Origin of the sequence: Vibrio splendidus, from assembly GCF_001557875.1 — a bacterium.
GTDB lineage: Bacteria > Pseudomonadota > Gammaproteobacteria > Enterobacterales > Vibrionaceae > Vibrio > Vibrio splendidus_F.
Genome location: NZ_LNRF01000002.1, coordinates 266642 through 287323 on the forward strand (window position 1 = coordinate 266642; position 20682 = coordinate 287323).

Annotated in this window: 26 protein-coding genes and 3 pseudogenes; 5 read left to right on the forward strand and 24 right to left on the reverse strand. The window is 42.3% G+C overall.

All coding sequences use genetic code 11. The features are described from left to right. Positions 1 to 72: 72 nt before the first annotated feature. The 11 genes and pseudogenes from ATB74_RS08785 to ATB74_RS08835 all read right to left on the reverse strand — a co-directional run bounded on the left by ATB74_RS08785 (position 73) and on the right by ATB74_RS08835 (position 5175). Positions 73 to 405, reverse strand: coding sequence for a YnfA family protein (locus ATB74_RS08785; protein WP_004733816.1), 333 nt, complete (start codon positions 403 to 405; stop codon positions 73 to 75). A 70-nt stretch (positions 406 to 475) separates the two neighbouring features. Then, positions 476 to 772 carry a hypothetical protein gene (locus ATB74_RS08790; protein ID WP_061017993.1) on the reverse strand — a complete coding sequence of 99 codons (297 nt, stop codon included), beginning with the start codon at positions 770 to 772 and terminating at the stop codon, positions 476 to 478. Positions 773 to 876: 104 nt separating this feature from the next. Then, positions 877 to 1326, reverse strand: a complete 450-nt coding sequence (locus ATB74_RS08795; RefSeq protein WP_017080506.1) for a DUF3291 domain-containing protein — start codon at positions 1324 to 1326, stop codon at positions 877 to 879. 64 nt (positions 1327 to 1390) lie between these two features. After that, positions 1391 to 1672: a hypothetical protein gene (locus ATB74_RS08800; RefSeq protein WP_061017995.1), complete on the reverse strand. Its 282-nt coding sequence runs from the start codon at positions 1670 to 1672 to the stop codon at positions 1391 to 1393. 194 nt (positions 1673 to 1866) lie between these two features. Beyond that, positions 1867 to 2271 (reverse strand): DUF1801 domain-containing protein, encoded by a 405-nt coding sequence (locus ATB74_RS08805; RefSeq protein ID WP_061017996.1) that lies wholly within the window; start codon positions 2269 to 2271, stop codon positions 1867 to 1869. A gap of 103 nt (positions 2272 to 2374) precedes the next feature. Beyond that, a pseudogene (locus tag ATB74_RS08810) lies at positions 2375 to 2827 on the reverse strand (hypothetical protein). Between the two features lie 26 nt (positions 2828 to 2853). Next, positions 2854 to 3275 (reverse strand): annotated as a pseudogene (locus tag ATB74_RS08815) (hypothetical protein). A 206-nt stretch (positions 3276 to 3481) separates the two neighbouring features. Continuing rightward, positions 3482 to 3964, reverse strand: a complete 483-nt coding sequence (locus ATB74_RS08820; RefSeq protein WP_061017998.1) for an AAA family ATPase — start codon at positions 3962 to 3964, stop codon at positions 3482 to 3484. Continuing rightward, positions 3961 to 4167, reverse strand: a complete 207-nt coding sequence (locus tag ATB74_RS08825) for a hypothetical protein (RefSeq protein WP_060982001.1) — start codon at positions 4165 to 4167, stop codon at positions 3961 to 3963. Before ATB74_RS08825 ends, ATB74_RS08820 begins: the two co-directional genes overlap by 4 nt. Positions 4168 to 4316: 149 nt before the next feature. Continuing rightward, positions 4317 to 4724, reverse strand: coding sequence for a DUF1330 domain-containing protein (locus ATB74_RS08830; protein WP_061018000.1), 408 nt, complete (start codon positions 4722 to 4724; stop codon positions 4317 to 4319). Positions 4725 to 4809: 85 nt separating this feature from the next. After that, the gene (locus ATB74_RS08835) at positions 4810 to 5175 is read right to left on the reverse strand and encodes a hypothetical protein (RefSeq protein WP_050649001.1); all 366 of its coding nucleotides are present in this window, start codon (positions 5173 to 5175) and stop codon (positions 4810 to 4812) included. Positions 5176 to 5267: 92 nt separating this feature from the next. Between ATB74_RS08835 and ATB74_RS23750 the strand changes: the two are divergent. Beyond that, a pseudogene (locus ATB74_RS23750) lies at positions 5268 to 5541 on the forward strand (transposase); the annotation flags it as partial. A gap of 27 nt (positions 5542 to 5568) precedes the next feature. Here the strand turns inward: ATB74_RS23750 and ATB74_RS08845 are convergent. The 9 genes from ATB74_RS08845 to artP all read right to left on the reverse strand — a co-directional run bounded on the left by ATB74_RS08845 (position 5569) and on the right by artP (position 12585). Then, positions 5569 to 5946 (reverse strand): hypothetical protein, encoded by a 378-nt coding sequence (locus ATB74_RS08845; protein WP_061018004.1) that lies wholly within the window; start codon positions 5944 to 5946, stop codon positions 5569 to 5571. A 171-nt stretch (positions 5947 to 6117) separates the two neighbouring features. Next, a complete protein-coding gene (locus tag ATB74_RS08850) occupies positions 6118 to 6828 on the reverse strand; it encodes a hypothetical protein (RefSeq protein WP_061018006.1) in 711 nt (236 codons plus the stop codon). A 185-nt stretch (positions 6829 to 7013) separates the two neighbouring features. After that, positions 7014 to 7673, reverse strand: a complete 660-nt coding sequence (locus ATB74_RS08855) for a hypothetical protein (RefSeq protein WP_061018008.1) — start codon at positions 7671 to 7673, stop codon at positions 7014 to 7016. A 303-nt stretch (positions 7674 to 7976) separates the two neighbouring features. Continuing rightward, complete coding sequence (locus tag ATB74_RS08860; RefSeq protein ID WP_050648996.1) at positions 7977 to 8549, reverse strand: hypothetical protein; 573 nt, start codon at positions 8547 to 8549, stop codon at positions 7977 to 7979. 114 nt (positions 8550 to 8663) lie between these two features. Further along, entirely contained in the window at positions 8664 to 9302 is a 639-nt protein-coding gene (locus tag ATB74_RS08865; protein WP_061018010.1) for a hypothetical protein, read from the reverse strand. A gap of 348 nt (positions 9303 to 9650) precedes the next feature. Then, complete coding sequence (gene artM / locus ATB74_RS08870) at positions 9651 to 10319, reverse strand: arginine ABC transporter permease ArtM (RefSeq protein ID WP_017068344.1); 669 nt, start codon at positions 10317 to 10319, stop codon at positions 9651 to 9653. Then, positions 10316 to 11002 carry an arginine ABC transporter permease ArtQ gene (gene artQ / locus ATB74_RS08875; protein ID WP_017061822.1) on the reverse strand — a complete coding sequence of 229 codons (687 nt, stop codon included), beginning with the start codon at positions 11000 to 11002 and terminating at the stop codon, positions 10316 to 10318. The genes artM and artQ overlap by 4 nt, the downstream gene beginning before the upstream one ends. Positions 11003 to 11005: 3 nt before the next feature. Further along, positions 11006 to 11737 carry an arginine ABC transporter substrate-binding protein gene (locus tag ATB74_RS08880; protein ID WP_019820795.1) on the reverse strand — a complete coding sequence of 244 codons (732 nt, stop codon included), beginning with the start codon at positions 11735 to 11737 and terminating at the stop codon, positions 11006 to 11008. A gap of 119 nt (positions 11738 to 11856) precedes the next feature. Next, positions 11857 to 12585, reverse strand: coding sequence for an arginine ABC transporter ATP-binding protein ArtP (gene artP, locus ATB74_RS08885; protein WP_061018258.1), 729 nt, complete (start codon positions 12583 to 12585; stop codon positions 11857 to 11859). A 555-nt stretch (positions 12586 to 13140) separates the two neighbouring features. Here artP and ATB74_RS08890 point away from each other — a divergent pair. Then, positions 13141 to 14964, forward strand: coding sequence for an ABC transporter ATP-binding protein/permease (locus ATB74_RS08890; RefSeq protein WP_061018011.1), 1824 nt, complete (start codon positions 13141 to 13143; stop codon positions 14962 to 14964). Positions 14965 to 15143: 179 nt separating this feature from the next. Continuing rightward, complete coding sequence (locus ATB74_RS08895; RefSeq protein ID WP_017063915.1) at positions 15144 to 15608, forward strand: acyl-CoA thioesterase; 465 nt, start codon at positions 15144 to 15146, stop codon at positions 15606 to 15608. 147 nt (positions 15609 to 15755) lie between these two features. Here the strand turns inward: ATB74_RS08895 and ATB74_RS08900 are convergent, their stop codons facing one another. Beyond that, positions 15756 to 18011, reverse strand: a complete 2256-nt coding sequence (locus ATB74_RS08900; RefSeq protein ID WP_061018013.1) for a peptidase U32 family protein — start codon at positions 18009 to 18011, stop codon at positions 15756 to 15758. 104 nt (positions 18012 to 18115) lie between these two features. On the opposite strand from ATB74_RS08900, the gene ATB74_RS08905 reads away from it, so the two are divergent. Next, on the forward strand, positions 18116 to 18775 hold the full coding sequence (locus ATB74_RS08905; RefSeq protein WP_081090092.1) for a glutathione S-transferase: 660 nt from the start codon (positions 18116 to 18118) through the stop codon (positions 18773 to 18775). Between the two features lie 232 nt (positions 18776 to 19007). Here ATB74_RS08905 and ATB74_RS08910 read toward each other — a convergent pair whose 3' ends face one another. The 3 genes from ATB74_RS08910 to ATB74_RS08920 all read right to left on the reverse strand — a co-directional run bounded on the left by ATB74_RS08910 (position 19008) and on the right by ATB74_RS08920 (position 20018). Then, positions 19008 to 19457: a GyrI-like domain-containing protein gene (locus ATB74_RS08910; RefSeq protein WP_061018017.1), complete on the reverse strand. Its 450-nt coding sequence runs from the start codon at positions 19455 to 19457 to the stop codon at positions 19008 to 19010. A 67-nt stretch (positions 19458 to 19524) separates the two neighbouring features. Next, entirely contained in the window at positions 19525 to 19758 is a 234-nt protein-coding gene (locus tag ATB74_RS08915; protein ID WP_061018018.1) for a hypothetical protein, read from the reverse strand. A gap of 8 nt (positions 19759 to 19766) precedes the next feature. Beyond that, entirely contained in the window at positions 19767 to 20018 is a 252-nt protein-coding gene (locus ATB74_RS08920; RefSeq protein ID WP_060981992.1) for a Rho-binding antiterminator, read from the reverse strand. 207 nt (positions 20019 to 20225) lie between these two features. Between ATB74_RS08920 and ATB74_RS08925 the strand changes: the two genes are divergently transcribed. Further along, positions 20226 to 20591, forward strand: a complete 366-nt coding sequence (locus tag ATB74_RS08925) for a c-type cytochrome (RefSeq protein WP_060981991.1) — start codon at positions 20226 to 20228, stop codon at positions 20589 to 20591. The last annotated feature ends 91 nt before the right edge of the window (positions 20592 to 20682 follow it).

Below are 20682 nucleotides of genomic sequence, written 5' to 3' on the forward strand. Positions count from 1 at the left end.
TCAGCTGAACGATGTAATAAGCATAATAAAAAATACCGCCGTTGGTTACGGCGGTATTTTTATGTGAGCACGTTATGCGTTTCGAGGGCCAAACATAATAATCGCCATACCAAGTAGTGCAACTGAGCCACCGACCAGATCCCACGTTGTCGGCTTTTCGCCATCAACAAGCCACAGCCATATCAGGGCAACAGAAATATACACTCCGCCATAGGCCGCATAAACACGCCCTGTCGCGGTAGGATGAAGCGTCAATAACCAAGCAAACAACGCCAGGCTTATCGCAGCAGGAATCAATAACCAAATGCTCTTGTCTTCTCTCAACCAAAGATAAGGTAGATAACACCCTACAATCTCGGCGACCGCCGTAAGTACAAAAAGACCGACCGTTTTAAATTCAATCACAACTTACCTTTATCTGTTTAAATGAGAATACCCTCTGGCGTCTAGGGCCGACAAACGCAATAACCAGTGCCTAGGAGTTAGACGCTTCGTTGCTGTCTGTATCTACGGTTTTGATCAGAGGACCAGCACACTCGACAAAATCACCGATATCGAAAGTACCTGGCGCATCGGCTCCGCCCGTCACACCAAAACTGCCTTTCACCGTTGGATCCTTCTTAGTCTTATCTACGTCTAAAATGATCTCTACTTTATACGTGTGACCGTCAGGAAGGAGTTTGGCACACTCTTCCAGTGTTGAAGCGGTAGCACTCATGCTGAAACCGAATAAACACACCGCAAGTACACTACTTTTCATTTTCAACATCATTAAACCTCTCGAAGACTATAGAAACATCATACCAATAATCGACTCATCTTCACGGGAACTGCCATAAAACGTCCAAAAAACATAACGTTGGTTATCTATGAACGCTATTTTGGCGCTTCTGACTCTGTAAAATTGGTTTTAAAAGTGAAGGCATACGGCGTATCACCGATTTCTCTGAGGTGTTCAAGTCGCTCTATCGCTTCTTCGAGTGTCGGAATATGGTCTTCTTCGATCCACCAAAGAACATAAGTATCTTCCGGTAAACGATGAAACCAGTCCCCCTTTCGACGCATGAAATCACGATGATGTGTGCGAAACATGAAGTTCTTTAACGAATCCACAGAGTCCCACACCGACATGTTCACAATCATATTAGGATCATCGAAAGCTTGGATGTTGGTGGCGTCACCAGATTCATCTTTCAGGCGCCAAACGAACCCTTCACTGCTTTCTGCGATTCCATTAACCAACTCTAAGTTATCGACAAACTCTTTGATTTCTGGCGCATCTAACGGGTATTTCGCCAGAGCGATATTCAACTGGGCTAATTTCATAACATTTCTTCCTTGATAAATTATGAGTAGAAAATTTCAAACGTGCCGACTGATACGAAGCAAACTAAAGAACAGCCACGCCCTCAACTTCAATCACAGAGTTAACATTAGCGCGTTCGATTATCTTGAGTAACGTTGTTTGGATCAGTTCATTATCTCGGATTTCAGTTTCACAAGAAAAACGTTCTTCTTGAACACCATCGCCCTCACCCAGCATAAATTGAACTGCGACTTCCGTTGCGAGATCTTTGGTCGTACCGTAGTACGCTAACGTGATTTTTGGGTATCCGTGGTCGCCTTTTTTAACTTGCTTTGCGATACGTTTCTTGGCTTTATCTAAATTCATACAACTTCCTTTTAAGTCTGAAATACAAGGTGACTAGAACACCTTTTTAAACGGTAAGCAATACAATCAGCGTTGGTTATAGAGATTCCCTAGTCTCTTGATACTAATCAAGATGGTACAGTCTTAGCGCTTTAAAGAGTGATAGCTAGAACACAGATAACCAGTTTAAAAAATATAATGACAGCGCGTAAGAGTTACGCGCCAAGAAGCGGTAGATGTTTTCGTTGTTGATAAGTTAAGGCTAACTCTAAGCACTGCTTGATTGGTGCTTTGGGAAGTGGTTCAGTCAGTTTCAAGACGATTGCACGATTACCTTGAAATACCAATGTGCCATCGTGCAATTCTCTGAATGTGTCGACTAGCTTCGTTTGGCAGTTAAAGAACAAGTAATAGTTGTTTGGCGATTTTAATTTCCAATCGATTCGAATTGGACTGCCCGTCTTAACGCTGTAACTCGGCTCGCCCCATTTCAGAGACTCTTCGACTTCACCTAATTCCAAATCAGATGAAAGCTCAAAGATTAATGAACGCAATTCGTCAAGCCGAGCTCGAACATCAGCGGGATACTCGTCGAAATGTGTTTTGATTGCTTTGTCCATTGAACCTCCGATTCACTTGTTGCGATATTAAAGTGTACTCACTTAAAGCATAGAACCTTAAACATTAGCCCAACTCAAAACAAAAAATGCCAAGCCTAATAAATCATTTTTCGGTTATCTGTTCGTTAGCGGTTTTCAAGGCTAGCTTTAAACCGTCTGTATCCTTACAACCAATGTAAACATGCTTTCCATTGTTTAGGCTTAACTTCAGCGCTGAACCTATCGATGCATTATACAACCAGCCATCGCTCAGCATTCGGATGCCAATACCTTGTTACCACTTGCTTTGATAGAACGATGCATCGGTAATGTCTGACACTTCTACATTCTTACGCCAAAAGCCAAAGCCGAAATACCAGCTTAGTACATTGTCTTTGACCTCAATGGTCATGGAGAAAAAGAGCAAAGCAATTAAACCATTGATGGCGTGAGCGATTAATGTCCCGGGGTTATTATCCGAGGTAACGACAATGAAAGCACTTATCGCAACAAGGATGAGCAGCAATCCCTTGTTGAATTCCTTACTATAAAACACAGCGACAACTCCTATAGACAACGAACAACCCACTAACTAGCCAACAGTTATCTTACTGCAGCCTTTCTAAATAGTCGTAGCAAGTAATGCAGGCATACTCCCACAACCAAACCAAGTAGCATCGCCTTGATACTACCAACCCAAAGTATCAAGCCAGAATAACCTTGTCCCGGACCTAAGCCTTGTTTATTAATCACACCGACAAACATAAAACCGTTCCACAGCACATGCAGTGAGGCTGTAAATCCATGCACACAAATTGCGACGGTTCCAAGTAACTTGTGCCTGTTAATGACAGGTGCGCCACAAAAGATGACAACAAGCGCAAAGGTCAAAATCAGAGGGCCCGACAGTACGAAAGTGAGTGTGATTACTTCAACGTGGCTCTCTGTTCCATAACTGTATGTACAAAATACCATTGTCATTGAAAACAAAGCGAAATGAGTGCGAACCATAGCGTTCTATTCATTGGGGTTCCCTGCCTTATAGTGGGTTTAGGACAAATTTGATAATCGACAGGAAGAACTAATTACCAAAAATACGGCATGAGAAATGCCCTTGTTACACTACTATTCGATGGACAACTCAGACTTTCACAAACCCAATGTAACGTGAGACTTAGAACACAAGCTAGATAACAAAAACGCCACTCACCTTCGCGCCTGACTGCATACCTTATTGAGCTTGCTGTTGAACCCAAATAACATTTTCATTTGAAGTGGGAACCTCAAACCAAGACCAAAACAGATCTAACATTTCAGGTGTCATTTCATAAGACTTACCATTCAGTTCCGAGTTACGGCTAAATGCTCTCTCCTTACAAGTCTCAAAGGGAACATCGAGATAATGAACTTCGCTGTCCACACCTAGGTTTGATGCCCAGCTTGTAAAAGAATCCCGATCAGACTCACGCCAAAAACCGAAGTCAAAAATCACCGGAACACCCAAGGAAAACAGCTGCATTGCAGAGTCCTTGAATAACCCTTGTAACGTAGCCAGCCGGCTATCAAAAACCTCACGCTCCATATGCTCGCCATACAAAGGAATCATCCACTCATCAATCGAGAAACGAAAGGCGCCATGCTTTTCTGCAAGCGCTTTAGAGTAAGTCGTTTTACCCGAGCCAATAAAGCCACATACGAAATAGATTTTAGTCATGATGCCCCATTAGTCTCCTTGTTACGCATGATTCTTTCTTTTAGAAGTGTACCAATACTGCTCACTACAAACGTAAAAGCAAACGCCACAAGTGGCTGATAGAAATCAAACGCACCATCCGTCATAAAAAAGTACTGATGAATGGCAACACCAAAGCCAACACCTAATGCGAGCTTCAGATTCTTGAAAATTCCTTGTTTCATATCCATTCCCTCGTAGAAAGCAACACTATGTATAGGTGTGAGTAACTTTATGATCAGACCTTAAACCATTGTGACATAGACACTTAAAATGAAGTAAGCCGAAACGCCAAGCGTTGGGAGCCCGTCTTAAACACTTTGTATGTTTTAATTTATGGCGCTTTCGTTTCTATGTTTAACTGTCCTGCCAAACCGGCTTCACGATGAATGCTTAAGGCCTTGAACTCTTCCGACGACGTCATTTCAATAAGGGCTTGTCGTGATGGATATCTAACGATTACAAACGAATCCCAAAGGTCTTCAACCTGACCTAGAATTAGACCTGTAATTTCCGAATAGAAAATCACTTTTGCACCGTATTTCTCAAGAATCTTCGCCATTGGGTGACCATACAAATCGTATGCTTCCCTACCCGTTAAAGTTGTCTCTCGACCATCTGCATATTCCGCTTTTTCTCGAAACTTAAACAAGTTTAACAAATGTATTTCACCAGAATCAGGCGAAGATTTTAATCTTTCCATCTGGATATTTGATGGATAAAGTTGATTAAGAACTTCCATTTTTCCTCCTTGAACAGAAAAATTCAAACACGGTGAAACTTAATGCGTACTGAATAATTCTTAAGCAATTTATTAGCTCTTGCACTCATTTTAAGGTAATGCTGAACCTCTCATTGTTTACACCACCAATAAATATAAGAGTTTCGAGTTGATCGTTACGCACCAAAATCGTTGTATTTATCTCACGACTTGAATTATTTGACTTATTTTCTAAGAGTACTAGCACATCTACTATGTAATCTGTGTCTTCCTTAGTAACTGAGCCAGAAAATTCTACATTTTCATCGTCATTACTTCTCGTAATATCAAACTTTCTATCTTTCCGAATTTCCGCCGAGACAGATGAATCACCATAGGTCAAAGTCATTGATGTTGGATCTACACTTTGGCGACCTAAAGCACTAAATGCGACTAAAAGCATTGGGAGTATAAATTTTGATGAATATTTCATTTTCTAACTTCTATTTATTTACACAAAGAGAGCTAACGCTAGTTTAAAAGGGGTATGAATGTGTGCCATGTTTGAACGGTAGCAAATACGCTCTCATTGGTTTCGCACCAATAACACGCGAAAGTGGGCGCTAAAGGTAAGCGCGTAATCCAAGGCGGTCGAGCGCAAGTACGCACAGTGTTATATATGGCAATGATGTCAGCCATGCAATGTAACCCCGTATTCAAAGCAACTTATACTCGGCTTTTAGTTGCTGGAAAGCCTAAGAAGGTCGCAATAATCGCGTGTGTTCGAAAGATGGTTGTAACCGTTAACTCTATGCTGAGAGATGGCGCCATGTGGGATGAAAACACAGCAAAAAACTAATCATTGACGCCATAGTCGTTTGTTATATCACTCTAATAGGTACATGGGAGAATCTATCATCAAAGACTCCACCACTTCGAATGCCGCATGTTTCTCAGAAAATGTAGCACCTTCAGACATTCCTCTTAGAATTATGTCTCTCTCATGAGCAGAAACAATCACCGTTGTGAAAATTGCCTCTAGAATAGCGCTTGAAAACTGATATCCACGAGATGTTTTGATGTATTCGAATTCGTATAGTTTAGCAAGCGTCAGAACTTCTTTTACCGCAGAGCCAAGCCTATTTTTCACGTCGAAGCCATTGATAATTGCATAGTCTTTCATTGTTAGTAACGCTGGGTCTTCTTTGTGATCTTGCACTACTACACCAAAATCATCCCAACTTATAAACTCTATTTGCTTCATAATATCTCTTACCTAAATCATGCTGCACTCAATGATATATCGCCCTGTTAAGGTGTGAGCAACGCAATCCAAAAGCCGCCGAATACCACCTTAAACACGAAACCCAACGGTGGAATAAAAAATTCCATGCGTTGGGAATCTCTCTTAAATGCTTTGTTATCACTACAAGTGCTACTCAATGAATTTCAATACCGCCTGTTGGCTTAATTCATCAACACCTTGTTTGTGTTCTACAGCAAACTGTTTGATTTTTGTGTAGTTATCAACCGATACCTCATAGGAGATATTTACAGGGCTAGCATTAAATACTGGAACAATTAAAACAGCTAAAACTATTGCGAAACCAGTCCATTTTGCCAATTCGCGTTTAACTCCACCTTTTCTGAGCTTTAAACCGACTTTCAATTGCGAGGATACCAATGTTATAAGGAAAAAAAGTGCTGCATATAACAGAAATACCTTTACGTACTGCACATATAAATCACCTTTGCAAAATGACATTAGAAACGTAGATACAGATAGTCCAAGCATCACCGAAACAGCTGGAGAACTAAACTGTTCTACTTTTGTTGACAAATGCTTGACTAAATTATCTAGGTAGTCTTTTACACAAGCTATGTTTACAAACTGATATAAGATCACCGAAAGAAACTGTACAATAAATATACACAGAATCGTATAAAAGGGTATATGGTCAAAAATTAATGAAGAAAACAGACCACGATTTATGTGGTCTGGCAGGTATGAAGCTGCTTCCATTAGCAAACCAGATAAAAAGCCTAGAACGCCAAAGAACTTTAGGTCTTCAATAAGAATAAAAAAATAATTTTTAATGTAGTTACCAGTATCAACAATAGGCTTAGTTATAGAATCCAAAAACATTAACGTCTCTTTATTGTATTAAAAGTTACATTATGCCTTTAAAAACAGCTAGTTGCCAATAGATAGTGCTAATGCCTTGCTAAGGTGCGGCTAACACCACTTAATCCGAGAAAAGCTGCCGTAATCACTAAAAAATTCAATTAAACCAAAAATGCTAAAGGTTACAGTCACTCTTCAGCAGTTTGTTATGCATTTTGAACGCCACACTCTTGATTTAACATACGTCCTAGGTCAATCAGCTGATTTTTGACCGTTAAGCTATGCTGAAGAGCTTGTATTGCCCACTCCTGATTAAAATGCTCGCCACCGTAAGCAAAGTATTCAATTACAATGCCAGCCTTAGACTCCTGCAAAGAAAATTCTCTTTTGGGTTTGACTAAGTTCCGATGCTTAATTGTATTTACAAAGCCACTAACATACCTGTATTGATAACTGGCTAAAACATGTCTTAGATTTGTTTTAAGTGGACTATCAGGCAGTGCATCAGCAATGTTATGAATATAACAAGCATGCACTGGCTGAGGTTCAGCAATAAGTAGTATGTTCGCTAGCTGAGCAAAGATATCGTACATTGATCTCGCTATCCCCATCGCAGCTTGCAAGTGAGCTTGAGATTCAAGAACCTGATATTCAAGCTCAGTATTTATTTCTCTGTCGCAAAAAACCAAGTTAAGAGCAGCTTCCGGATCAGTTGTATCAAACTTTGCTAATCTTTCATAAGCTTCAGATTTATGAAATTCATAGATGTCGATGGTTCTAGACACTGACTCTAAATAATCTATATAGATCTCACGTTTCTCACCAAGAGAATCAAGATGACTTTTTAGCTTAATAAAGTTCCACATATTTTTCTCGTATGCATAACACCGCGTTAAGTAGTGAACAACGCCACCACGAAACCTAACCATACCACCATAAACACAAAACCCAACGACGGAATAAAAAATGCCATGCGTTGGGAATCTCTCTTAAACGGTTTGTATGGATAATAAGCACTCCAATCGGGTAAGGTGAGACCCAGACTTTAGCTGCAACTAAAGTTCTTCTATCTGGTAGTTCGATTAAACGATGGCTCCTCTATTGAGAGACCGGTAACAAGTACGAACGTCAGATAGAACTCCAAGCACCACACTCGAATAGTCTTCTTGTTATGTGCGATTTTTAACCCTAGATGCTAAAGATGTTGTCTTGCTCAATAGGTTATCAATTCGACCAATACTCTTTTCAGCAAGCTCTACTGTCGGAATCATTGCGGGAAGATCTTTTGCTTTGTCGTTTAGAGCATATGTAATTACCGCATCACGTAGATGATCTGTAAGCCGATTTTCATTATACAAAGCTTTAAATAGCTCTAATGTAATTAAGCGTTCTTCACAATCAATAACTCTTCGCACAGATATTCTATACACATAGACAAGTAATAAAATGATGATAACAACACCAGATATAATGGGAACCCAAATGGTATTGTCACTGATCATACCAACCATCTGCTGTGAATCTACGGCAACAGGACTCCCGCCAGCTCTCACTTGCAAGTCTGACATGCGAAGCACTGTATCTTTTATATTATCAAATAGTTTATTAACAAAATATGCGAATATAAGCCCTAAAGCTGTTAATGAAAGTGAGAATATCCACAGTAAGACAAAGAATATGTTTTTATTCACTTTCGCCCAAAACAGCTGCTTTGTAGCTAATTTTATTGTCGTGTCAAACATAGTACCCTCCAAAGCATATAACGCCTGCAATAAGGTGCCCTACGCAAAACTATCAAAGAGCACCGAACTTCATACCAAAACCGCCGAGTGTAACGGGTCACCTTGATTGCCTTGTTAGGGCTTTGATTTTTCGACAATTAGCTCAACACCCGTATTCCATTTGTGCAGAGTTAAAGCTTTTAAATTATTAGTAATGCTATCGATTGACTGAGTAACTAACGATGCATTCATTTGAAATTTTTGCTGATAAGTCTGAACTTCAGCTTGTGAAGAACCTTTACCAACTGCATGTGAGAGTCCATCAACTGGGTCGGAATAACCTTTGAGCAATCCACGAAATAGACCGCCTACACCTGAGTGTTTTTGAACAACGGATAGGTATTCTGACGCGCAGGTGGATGTGCTAACCAAGTGACTAAGTACACCATTTAACTCTTGGTATATTTCCGATCTTATGCAGCCCGGTCTAAACACATCGTCGATTAGAAAGTTTATTTCTGGACCAGATAGTTCCATTGAATTCAAACAAGAATAGGCATTGTTTTTTAATTTGATTTCAATTTGTTCAATGCAATTCAAAGCAGATTTCTGTACTGACGCAATATCTATATTGGATACTGTATGCATAGATGTACGCCAATCATCAGAGCCCAAACTAGCAGAAACCTGATTGGTAAAGCATGCGTGAAACTGACCTAAGAGCACGCCCAATTCATCGCTAAGATTTTCCGGTCTCCAAACAGTGCTTTCCATAAATACTCCAGATTAACTACGATACCTTAGCCCTAACAGCTATTAGACCGAAAAATTCTGCATTTAAATACAGAATCATTCCATCTAGTTTCATATTTACATCAATTTATCACGATTAATCACTGCAATTCAGTGACTTAAAACATAGATAAACTCATTGAATGATAAAATACAGAATATTTCCATATAGTATGACTTTCGTAAAAACCCCGAGCAGTTGGATATAAACACAGTGCCCCTTCGCATGCCCAAAACACAAAACACAAAACACAAAACACAAAAAAGCCTGCCATTTATGCGAACATAAAGGCAGGCTTTATACGTTAGTTAAGCTTGTGAGTGGCTAGCTTACGCGGCTTCGAATGCGAGGGCTTTCTTCTCTACTTGGCGGAAGATCAGCGTTAATATGCCGTTTACTGCTAAGTAGAATGCGCCAGCAATGCCGAACACGGTTAGCGTGTCGTATGTTTGGCCGTTAATACGCTGAGCGTAGCCCATCAAATCCATGATGGTGATGGTGCTTGCCAGTGACGTGCCTTTGAAGACTAGAATCACTTCGTTTGAGTAAGCTGGAACAGCGCGGCGCAGTGCGTATGGTAGTAACACTTTAAGCGTCGCAATTTTGTCCATACCTAATGCACGACATGCTTCCCACTGCCCTGCTGGAATCGCGTTGAATGCACCTCTGAACAGTAGCGTGCTGTATGCCGCAGTGTTCAAAGCCAATGCTAACATTGCACAGAACCAAGGTTGGCTTAACCAAGTCCACATGAAGCTTTCACGAATCCAATCGAACTGACCCGGGCCGTAATACACCAAGAAGATTTGCACCAATAATGGTGTGCCTGTGAACAGCGTGATGATGCCACGAGTGAACCAGTGAATCGCTGGTATTCTTAGGATTAGCGTTACCGTCATAAGCAGTGACAAGATACAACCAACCAGCAATGAAGCGCCTGTAAGTTGCAGACTGGTTACTAAGCCTTCAAGCATTTGAGAGAGGTATTGTTGATTCATGCCATTGCCCCTTTGTTACCCAAACCTTGAATAGAGAACTTACCATCAATCACTTTTACCAATCTTTGTGTGATTAAAGTGATGACCAAGTAGATTGCTGCTGCTGTCGCGTACCAAGTAAATGCTTCGTGCGTTGCAGCGGATGTTAGTTGTGCTTGTTTCAACAAATCCGTTACGCCAATCAGCGATACTAATGCAGTGTCTTTTAGTAACACTAACCATTGGTTGGTTAACCCTGGTAGCGCGTGTCTTACCGCTTGAGGTAATACGATACGAAAGAATGCACGAGACTGAGAAATACCAAGCGCGCTGGCGGCTTCTCTCTGCCCTTTGCTTACTGCTTTTAATGCACCACGCAAGGTTTGCGAAGCGTAAGAAGCAAAGATAAGTGACAGTGCAACAACACCAGATAAGAACGGGCTCACTTCTATGAAATCGCCAGTGATCATGAACAGAACTTGTGTCGAACCAAAGTAAATAAACAGTACGACCAGAATTTCTGGTAAACCACGAACAATCGTCACAAATGCAGTCGTTGGCCATTTGATTGCAATACGACGAGACATCTCACCACTTGCAAACAAAACTGCTAGAACCAATCCAACCAATAGGCTTACGAACGCAAGCTGAACAGTCATCCAGCTTGCTTCGACGAGCCCTAAAGAGTAACCCGTTAATTCCATAAATTACTTACCGAAGTACTTGTTGAAGATCTTGTCGTATTCGCCGTTCGCTTTCACTGCTGCAAGTGCAACGTTAAGCTGGTCTACAAGTTCTTGGTTGCTCTTGTTTACTGCGATACCAAAGCCGTTACCGAAGTACTCTTGGTTTGTTACTTGGTCACCAACGTACGTTAGATTGTCTTCTTTCTTAAACCATTCAGCTACAACGGCTGTGTCACCGAATACAGAATCGATACGACCATTTTTCATGTCGATGAATGCATCTTGGTAGCTTGAGTAAGGTACCGCTGTTACGCCAGTCATTTGCTCAAGTAGGTAGCTCTGGTGAGTCGAACCGTTTTGAACACCAACACGCTTGCCTTCTAGTGCTGCTTGGTCTGCTACTTTGCCTTCAAAAGAGATGAATGCTGCAGAGTTATCGTAGTAAGCGTTAGAGAAGTTAACTTGTTGAAGACGCGCTTCAGTGATGTCCATTGCTGAAATAGCTGCATCGTAGCGTTTGAATTTAAGTGCAGGGATCAAGCTATCGAACGCTTGGTTGTGGAAAGTACATGTCGCTTTCATCTCTTCACAAAGTGCGTTTGCCAGGTCTACGTCAAAACCTTGGATTTGGTTGTTCTCATCCATGTATTCGAATGGTGCGTAAGTTGCTTCCATTGCGAATTTGATTTCTTCTTGAGCTGCTGCGTTAAAAGAAGCAAGGCCGATAAGTGAAGCTAGTAGAATCTTTTTCATTTTGTTACTCCGAATACGTGTAATAGCGGCCTGTGGCCATTCTTATAATTTGATTGTTTTAATTGATGTTGTGTTTAGCTAAATCTAGTGAGTCAACTTTCTTTTAATACGTGACTTACTTAATGAGTCAAATATTCAGCAAACTCAGGTGTCTGCGGATTAACGAATGAATCGCTGGTGCCGTGTTCAACGATGTACCCTTTCTCTAGGTACAGAACGTGGCTAGCAATCTTCTTCGCGAAATCGACTTCGTGCGTTACGACCACTTGGGTAATACCCGTTCCGCTCAATTCTTTAATAATGCTCACGACTTGGTTGGTGATCTCAGGATCAAGCGCCGCTGTTGGTTCATCGAACAACAACACATCCGGTTTCATCATCAGCGCACGTGCAATCGCAACACGCTGTTGTTGACCGCCAGACAGTTGAAGTGGCCAAGCGTCTGCTTTGTCAGCAAGTTGAAGTGTCTTTAGTACTTCTTGAGCTTGCTTAATCGCTTCTTGCTTATCCAAACCCGCAACTTTGGTTGGTGCTTCAATCAAGTTTTCCATCACCGTCATGTGTGGCCATAAGTTGTATTGCTGGAACACCATGCCGACTTTACGACGAAGTTTAAGCCCCTGCTTCTCTTGGATTTGGCTTGAAAAATTGAATTGCTCGTTCGCAATGTCTAATTCGCCGTTGTCCGCGATTTCAAGCAGGTTCAATACACGCAGTAATGAACTCTTGCCCGCGCCGCTTGGGCCAAGCAATACCAAGGTTTCGCCACTCTCACAGTCGAAACTGATGTCGTGAAGAACTTGGGTATCACCGTATGATTTGTTGATGCTCTTTACTTGAATACTCATGCCACAATACTGCATTAATTGTCATTTGTTGGTTATTCTATTCAATCCGAGGTTTTATGCAAGAAAAATGTATAAAAAACTACTTTGTTGAATTTTTGTAACAAATATTGCACAAAAAACAGTTGCTATAACTGGTCTTACAATCAAAAGTTGCAAGTCATTGATAAAGTTAATATCGAGATAAAAAGCAAACGTTTTGCTCTCAATTTATAAATCACCACTCGATTGCTAACTTATGAGTTCACTCTCTTATTCACGCCAATTTACTTGCATAAAAACTAGGGTTAAAAACACTGTTTTCCTATCACACTGGCTAGATCAGAATGCTTAGTTTTCCTTTAAGGTCGTTTCGAATAATTCACTTAGTGGTGAGGAAATATTGCAAATTGAGTTTCCTAGGGAGCGTCACAACGCAATAAATGCTTTAATGGGTTCTATTCTCAACAACAATTACTTCCCGGCGAACAACGCGCAGTACAGGCAATAAGTCATAAACCATAAGCAGCAAGCAACAAGCCATCTATTTTTAAAGCGACAACACATTAAGGCAGTCATATGCAAAACGATGTCTCTTCTACGCTCGACTCAAACCAGCGACAGACTCAAAAGAATCCCGATGCCAAACCTGAGAAAAAAAGCCTCAGTATTTTGTTTGAGCTGAGTAAATTCATTCAGCCTTATAAAGGTCGTGTTATTGCTGCGTTGATCGCGTTGATCTTCACAGCGAGCTTAACCCTCTCAGTCGGACATGGTATTCGTCTTCTCATCGACCAAGGTTTTAGCCAACAATCACTCTCAGATTTGGGCAGCGCAATTCAGTTCATCATGGTTGTGGTCGTGTTGATCTCGATTGGTACTTTCTTCCGCTTCTATTTGGTTTCTTCTGTTGGGGAACGCGTGAGTGCAGACATTCGCTTATCGGTTTTCGATCATGTCGTGACACTGCATCCGAGTTACTTCGAGACCAATGGCAGTGGCGACATCATGTCGCGCATTACAACGGATACCACTCTGCTTCAAAGCATCATTGGTTCATCGTTCTCTATGGCGATGCGCAGCGCATTGATGTGTATTGGTGCGATCATCATGCTATTTGCCACCAATATTAAGCTGACGTTGATTGTATTGGCCTCGGTGCCATTTATCTTGATTCCGATTCTTGTGTACGGGCGTCGTGTGAGAGCCCTATCTCGCCAAAGCCAAGATTCAATGTCTGATGTGGGTTCTTATGCGGGTGAAGCGATTGAACACATTAAAACCGTGCAAAGCTACAGCCGAGAAGAGCAAGAGAAAGCATCATTCGCGGTAGAAGTAGAAAAAGCTTATGAGATTGGTCGCCAGCGTGTAAAACAGCGCGCGATTCTTATCTCTGGCGTTATCGTGATTGTGTTCAGTGCTATCGCAGGCATGCTTTGGGTTGGCGGCAGTGACGTCATCAACGGCACCATGTCGGCGGGTGATTTAGCCGCGTTTGTGTTTTACGCAATCATGGTTGCTTCATCATTAGGTACGATTTCAGAAGTGATGGGCGAACTGCAACGTGCGGCAGGTGCGACCGAGCGATTAATCGAGATCCTACAAGTTGAAAGCCATATTGTTGCGCCAGTTGCGAATCCAACTTCGCTTGCTAACGTAACGCCAGAGGTCGCATTTGATGATGTGACCTTCTGTTACCCATCAAGACCGGACCAACCCGCAACAAGCAACCTCACGCTCACTGCCCATGAAGGTAAAGTATTGGCACTGGTTGGCCCATCTGGCGCAGGTAAAACCACCCTATTCGAACTGCTGCAACGTTTCTACGACCCGCAAGTGGGTAAAGTAACCTTAGGCGGTGTTGAACTGAATCAGTTTGACCCTAACGAGCTAAGAAAGCAGATGGCACTCGTGCCGCAGCAACCTGCTCTGTTCAGTAACGATGTATTCCATAACATTCGCTACGGCAACCCGCAGGCACCGGACGAGCAAGTGATCGAAGCAGCCAAGAAAGCACACGCGCACGAGTTTATTCAAAACCTACCTGATGGCTACAACAGTTTTCTTGGTGAACGCGGTGTTAGGCTTTCTGGCGGGCAGAGACAACGCATTGCTATCGCACGTGCCATCCTAAAAGATCCAAATATTCTGTTATTGGATGAAGCAACCAGCGCACTAGACAGCGAAAGCGAACATCACGTACAACAAGCGCTAGAAGAGTTAATGCGTGGTAGAACGACGATCATTATCGCCCATCGATTATCAACAATTAAACACGCCGACCAGATTGCGGTGCTCGATAAAGGACAGCTAGTCGACATCGGCGACCACCAGTCTCTCATCAATAGCTGCGAATTATACCAACGCTTAGTTGAGCTGCAATTCAAACACCTTATCGCGTAATCATTGAGTGGATGTGCAACTAAGTCACTGACATTGTGTGGTTTCAAGCTTCAAAAACTTAAATCACACGTGTTGCAGTTTTGTTAATTTAGCGGTAGGGTTTTTATTCAAATAACAACTTATCCAATGAAGGATAAGCAGTTAACGTTAATTACCCAGATAACAATAAGAGAGTTCGCATGGAAGCACTATTATCTGACTACCCGGTAGTAACAGAAATCCCTGTCGCTTGGGGAGAAATGGACGCACTCAATCACGTTAACAACGCCGTATATTTTCGCTATTTCGAAACCGCTCGCTTAGATTTTTTCAAGCACGTGGAGCTGATGGAAGAGATGGCGATTACCAAAGTTGGCCCTGTTCTTGGTGACACTTACTGTAAGTATTTCCGCCCAGTCACGTACCCAGATACCCTGATGGTTGGTTCACGAGTAACTGACATTCAAGATGACCGATTCACCATGGAATACGCGATTGTCAGTAAGGCTCAACAGAAACTAACGACCGTTGGCACTGCGACTATCGTGATGTTTGATTTTGCTTCGAACCAAAAAGCCCTGCTCTCGCTACGCTTAACCAATGAAATCGAAAAGATGAACACGTTGAAAAGCCCATGCTTCAAACAAGAAACGGTGACGGAATAACGTATTCGCTGATTGAGAAAGACTCAGAAAGTTTCAGACATTAAAAAGGCCACTCGATTGAGTGGCCTTTTGTTTATTGGCTCAGAGTGCTTATAAGCTGTTACACGTTTAAACGTTATAAACCTTGGACGCTCTTTGCCTTAGAAGCTATAAACCTTGGACGTATTGAGCGTTAGTTCTAACTTCAACCATCTGCTCTAGGTTCTGTTGTGAACCTTCAACGCCGTTAAGTAGCGCTTCGAAGTGCTTGATAAGCTCAACTTTGTCTTTCACTTCTTTAGAGCCCGCACCGATGTTGGTTAGGTCAATGAAGAACTCGTCGAACAGACCAGAGAAGTCAGTTACTGCATCATGGTTCAAGAACTGTTCGTGGTTGTAAATGCTTGGGTAGCCACCCTTCTGTTTATCAACCGCGAAAGAGATGCCTTTCACGTTGGTGATCGTGGTCGCTTTCTCACACTTCAACATACAACCCGCTTCAATGCTTGGCTTGTTACAACCCACCGTTCTTTGGAAGAAACACTGACGACTGGTCATCATCAAGATTGGGTGGTAAATGCTGTAGAACAGTTTGAAGTTCTCTGGGCGACGAATATGACGAATCTGACCTTTGTTGATCTCGTTCGAAATGAATGCGCCAGCACAGTTCAACTCTTCTTTCAAAGTAACCAATGCGTGAGAGTTGGTGGTGTTCATGAACGGGCCTGCAACCCACTCAATTCCCATTTCGTAAGCTTTGTAAGCAATACCCGTGTTGTTAGTCACGATGCGAGCTGGCTTGATCTCTTCAAGAATACGAACCGCTTCGTCGTAATCTTTACCGATCAATACCGCTGGGAACCAAGGAATCAAACGTGGGTTTGCTGCCAAGATGTCGATGTACTTGTTACAACGCTTCTTGAAGCTTTCTGGGAGTTTGAAGTAAACATCCGCGTCAGTCACGTCACACAGGTGTAAGTCTTCAACGTCAGCGATAAGCATCGACATAGTCGGCTTCTCGTTCACTTTAGGGTGTTGAGGCAGTGCAGGCACTTCAACGTGCTTAATCACTTCCACAGAGCCGTTCAGAATGAAGTCGATCTCGTCTTTCAGGTCTGAAACTTCTTTTAGAGGAATCAACAAGCCTGCATCCAATTCACTAAAGTCATGACTTTCTAACGTGTGGACTGCACTCTTTACGTTTTTAAATCGCTTCTCAAGTAGCTCTTGAGTAATAGCCTTCTCTTCAACCGCTTTCAATAGCGATTTAGATTGAAGGGTAAAGTTCTCTTTTGGCGTGTTCACAGTTACCGTAAATGGTTGACCCACTTTTGCACTGAACGACAGTGCTACTGGTGTCTTGCGAATATCAAGAAACTCGATCTTGTCACGCATTTCGTTACCAAGAACGTCTTTCGCTTGGTGAAGTTCGTTGGTCACTTCTTGAATTTGTACCACAGAGATTTCGTTGTTCTGCTCCGTCGCTTTCTCAACAGCGTAGTTCATGCTGTTGTCGCGCGGGTTATCGATGAACATGTCTTTCGTTAGGTTGCCCTTTAGGAAAGAGTTGGTGAAATCACGGTTGAATACTTTGTGCAGGTTCGAATCGTCTTGGATCAACAAACCACTTTCTACAAAGCTATCAATCTGTTTACGCCATGTGTCTACCACAGTGTAAACGTAGTGTGCGCCTTTAATACGGCCTTCTACTTTCAGTGAGTCGACTTTCGCATCAACCAATTCAGGTAGGTCGTAGTAAGCTGAGTTATCTTTTAGGTTGAGTGGAAACTTGTTGCCCGCGTTGGTGATTTCGTATTCATCACGACACGCTTGGCTACAACGACCACGGTTACCTGAGTTACCCACACTTACTGAGCTTGAGTAACATTGACCAGAGAATGCGATACACAGAGCGCCGTGTACGAACACTTCGGTTAGTACATCATGGTCATGTGCCACTTCCGTCAGCATCTTGATTTCAGGCAGGTTCAACTCACGAGACAAGTTAACGCGTGTCGCGCCAATCTTAGACAAGAACTTAATCTGGCCTTCGTTGTGCGTTGTTAACTGAGTCGACGCGTGAACGTCTAATGATGGGAAATGCTTCTTAACCAGGTTGAATAAACCAAGGTCTTGAACGATGATGCCATCCACTTTGGTGTTCACAAGTTGGTTCAGCAATTTAGTAATGCTCTTAGTCTCGTGCTCCAGTAGCACAACGTTAAGAGTCAGGAACACTTCACAGCCGTATTCATGAGCAAGGCGAATCACACCATTCAATTCGTCTAACGATAGGTTAGAGGCTCTGTTACGAGCGTTGAATGTGTCTAAACCACAATAAACTGCATTAGCACCCGCTACGATGGCGGCTTTTATCGCTTCTACATCGCCACCTGGGGCTAATAACTCAATTTTTCTGCTCATTTTTGAAGTCGCTCACTTACTTATAATTTTTAAGCCGCGTATTCTACCCACATCACGATCTCTTTACCACCGTACAACACTTTTCAAACTAAATGACCTCAATAATGCCGAACGAATCCGATCTACCTATCCTTTATTCTTTGCGCCGTTGCCCTTATGCAATGCGTGGACGAATGGGCATCGCACTATCACAACAAAAAGTGTTACTTCGAGAAATCGTTACCAAAGACAAGCCTAGCGAACTATTGGCCAGTTCGCCAAAAGGCACGGTTCCTGTATTGGTGTTACCCAATGGACAGGTCATTGAACAGAGCTTGGATGTGATGAACTGGGCACTTCAGCAAAATGATCCTCAAGATCTTCTTCGCTCAAGTAATCCAGCGCTTAGCGAACAAGTTCAGCAGCTCATTAAAACCAACGACGAAGAATTTATTGGTCACTTAGAAAAGTACCGTGCATCGGTTCGTTACCGCAACATCGATGTTGAACAGCGCCGACAAGCCTGCGAAACGTTCATTAGTCAGTTAGAAGCACGACTCAGCGATCAGCCCTACTTTTTTGGAGAAACCCCAAGCTTGGCCGATTTTGCCGTTATGCCGTTTGTCAGCCAATTTGTAAGAGTCGAAAAAAAGTGGTTTGTGAAATCTGAATATCAAAACGTAGGACGTTGGTTAAGAGCGCACCTTGAAAGTAAGCTCTACACCCAAGTCATGAAGCAATACCCTTTGTGGAATGAAACCAAGCAAGATTCTGTTTTTGGATGACTTAAGAGAATTTTGGGTAACTTAAGGGTATTTGGGGTGATCTAGGGGAATTCAGAATTAGATAAGGCGTGGGTATCAAGGTGATTACGTGACACTGTATCTTCTTTATAATGAGCAGATATTCAAAGGCTTAGCTGTCTCTTTACCGGTAACGACTGTCTCTAACTGGATATCGCAGTCCTTTAACCGGATACAAGAGTCAAAGTTAAGCCTTTTGTTCATTTCAAGCTGGTCACTGAATCGCAATCGAAATCTCGACTTCAGTTTCACCTTTGTAGAGTTCAAAATCCGTCGTGTAAGTTCTAACATGTGGGCAATCCGCTGTATTGAAATACGCCCATACTTCACCCCATAGGTCGATCACAGCTTGTGGTAATTCACCTTCAGCAGAAAACGTTAAGTACTTGCCCGCCTCTATTTCGGTTTCTACAAGCGCATCAAAATTGTTATCGGTAAGTGCGCTAGTACACGCGATAACATCAAACTCGCCCGTAAAGTCAGACTGGTAATTGGTGTAGACGCCATATACTTTTGAATCAGGCGTTAATTTTGGAAACGCTTGGTCAAAAAAGCCCTGCCACAATTGTCCTATCTTGGCTGTTGCTGGGTCCATCTCATTGGTATTGGTGGTTCTTACTGAAAAACCATACGCCTTCACGGCTTCAATCATTTCTACTTTCATTCGTTTTATTCCTAAGCCAATCGACGCTGTAACTCTATTAGATCCAAAGTTTCGCAGAGCAACACGGTTAATCTTGTATCTCTTTATGACCACACTTTTCACAGACAAGATGACGAGAAAACTCATCCATAGAAGCGATAAACGGACCGAGGAACCAACCTTTTATCACGCCTGCCCAAAACTCGCTTCGCTTTTGATTGGGTTTATCTGCAAACGCACTCTTCTTGCGAACCAATATAACGACATGCTGTGTCTCTTCTCGGCACGCCGTGCAATAACCTTGTTCTATCGTGTTATTCATTTGAAAGCCTATGACGTTTTGAATGAAATCTGCTGAAAATGAGGATTGTCGACACAGACTTCTAGTGCGGAAAGATCAGTGAGTACGACAAGGTGTTCTGTACCTTGCATACTGACCTTAATGCACTCTTCACGGCTATCATTGCGTTGGGTATCTAACGCGACGCATTCAATCTGCTCGCCAGACTTCAGCGTTAACTTGATTGGGTATCGGTGCATACACACAATCTCAATATAATCGTAATCGTTGCAACTAATCATAATACCCCTCCAATTCATCCACCACGCTAATGCGACACGCCATACTATGCAACATGCATATAATCAATCGTTTACCTAAATCACATTGATGGTCACTCGTAACCAACCCTGCTTTTGAATTCGGTTTAATCAGGCTTTCTCATTCACGTTTCTTTTACTCTCACATGATTATTCTTTCATTGTTAAATAGTAATCGAGAATAGAACAATGAAAACCATGAACCATTTACACGTGTTAGCTTTCTTGAGTTTAGTCGCTTCAATGATAGCCTTTAATGCGAGTGCTGCCTCAGAAGTCGATGCGAGCCATTTCGCCAATGGCAAAACCAAATATCGACAGCTTTGTCAGGTGTGTCATGGCGACAAAGGTCACGGAGACGGGCCGACTGCCGCTTCATTACCACACAAGCCCGCTAACATTGCGAATAAACTGAGCGGCTTTTTTACCAGTCCAAGTTCTTTGGCAAATGACATTTTAGAAGGCGATGTAGAGCAAGGCATGCCAGCGTGGCAAGGCGTTATCACAAAGCAAGATGCTCTGGATATTCTGACGTACGTAGAACTGATTCAATAGTAAACGCTGTTCCAATCGCCTTTTGAACAGATATCTCGGTTAATACTCCCCGCTCTATTGCGCTAACTATTTGATTGATTACACTCAATTT

Coding starts and splice junctions, on each gene's coding strand:
- ATB74_RS08790 (WP_061017993.1), bottom strand. CDS start 772: ATGATGTTGAAAATGAAAAGTAGTGTACTTGCGGTGTGTTTATTCGGT.
- ATB74_RS08795 (WP_017080506.1), bottom strand. CDS start 1,326: ATGAAATTAGCCCAGTTGAATATCGCTCTGGCGAAATACCCGTTAGAT.
- ATB74_RS08800 (WP_061017995.1), bottom strand. CDS start 1,672: ATGAATTTAGATAAAGCCAAGAAACGTATCGCAAAGCAAGTTAAAAAA.
- ATB74_RS08805 (WP_061017996.1), bottom strand. CDS start 2,271: ATGGACAAAGCAATCAAAACACATTTCGACGAGTATCCCGCTGATGTT.
- ATB74_RS08820 (WP_061017998.1), bottom strand. CDS start 3,964: ATGACTAAAATCTATTTCGTATGTGGCTTTATTGGCTCGGGTAAAACG.
- ATB74_RS08825 (WP_060982001.1), bottom strand. CDS start 4,167: ATGAAACAAGGAATTTTCAAGAATCTGAAGCTCGCATTAGGTGTTGGC.
- ATB74_RS08830 (WP_061018000.1), bottom strand. CDS start 4,724: ATGGAAGTTCTTAATCAACTTTATCCATCAAATATCCAGATGGAAAGA.
- ATB74_RS08835 (WP_050649001.1), bottom strand. CDS start 5,175: ATGAAATATTCATCAAAATTTATACTCCCAATGCTTTTAGTCGCATTT.
- ATB74_RS08845 (WP_061018004.1), bottom strand. CDS start 5,946: ATGAAGCAAATAGAGTTTATAAGTTGGGATGATTTTGGTGTAGTAGTG.
- ATB74_RS08850 (WP_061018006.1), bottom strand. CDS start 6,828: ATGTTTTTGGATTCTATAACTAAGCCTATTGTTGATACTGGTAACTAC.
- ATB74_RS08855 (WP_061018008.1), bottom strand. CDS start 7,673: ATGTGGAACTTTATTAAGCTAAAAAGTCATCTTGATTCTCTTGGTGAG.
- ATB74_RS08860 (WP_050648996.1), bottom strand. CDS start 8,549: ATGTTTGACACGACAATAAAATTAGCTACAAAGCAGCTGTTTTGGGCG.
- ATB74_RS08865 (WP_061018010.1), bottom strand. CDS start 9,302: ATGGAAAGCACTGTTTGGAGACCGGAAAATCTTAGCGATGAATTGGGC.
- artM (WP_017068344.1), bottom strand. CDS start 10,319: ATGAATCAACAATACCTCTCTCAAATGCTTGAAGGCTTAGTAACCAGT.
- artQ (WP_017061822.1), bottom strand. CDS start 11,002: ATGGAATTAACGGGTTACTCTTTAGGGCTCGTCGAAGCAAGCTGGATG.
- ATB74_RS08880 (WP_019820795.1), bottom strand. CDS start 11,737: ATGAAAAAGATTCTACTAGCTTCACTTATCGGCCTTGCTTCTTTTAAC.
- artP (WP_061018258.1), bottom strand. CDS start 12,585: ATGAGTATTCAAGTAAAGAGCATCAACAAATCATACGGTGATACCCAA.
- ATB74_RS08890 (WP_061018011.1), top strand. CDS start 13,141: ATGCAAAACGATGTCTCTTCTACGCTCGACTCAAACCAGCGACAGACT.
- ATB74_RS08895 (WP_017063915.1), top strand. CDS start 15,144: ATGGAAGCACTATTATCTGACTACCCGGTAGTAACAGAAATCCCTGTC.
- ATB74_RS08900 (WP_061018013.1), bottom strand. CDS start 18,011: ATGAGCAGAAAAATTGAGTTATTAGCCCCAGGTGGCGATGTAGAAGCG.
- ATB74_RS08905 (WP_081090092.1), top strand. CDS start 18,116: ATGCCGAACGAATCCGATCTACCTATCCTTTATTCTTTGCGCCGTTGC.
- ATB74_RS08910 (WP_061018017.1), bottom strand. CDS start 19,457: ATGAAAGTAGAAATGATTGAAGCCGTGAAGGCGTATGGTTTTTCAGTA.
- ATB74_RS08915 (WP_061018018.1), bottom strand. CDS start 19,758: ATGAATAACACGATAGAACAAGGTTATTGCACGGCGTGCCGAGAAGAG.
- ATB74_RS08920 (WP_060981992.1), bottom strand. CDS start 20,018: ATGATTAGTTGCAACGATTACGATTATATTGAGATTGTGTGTATGCAC.
- ATB74_RS08925 (WP_060981991.1), top strand. CDS start 20,226: ATGAAAACCATGAACCATTTACACGTGTTAGCTTTCTTGAGTTTAGTC.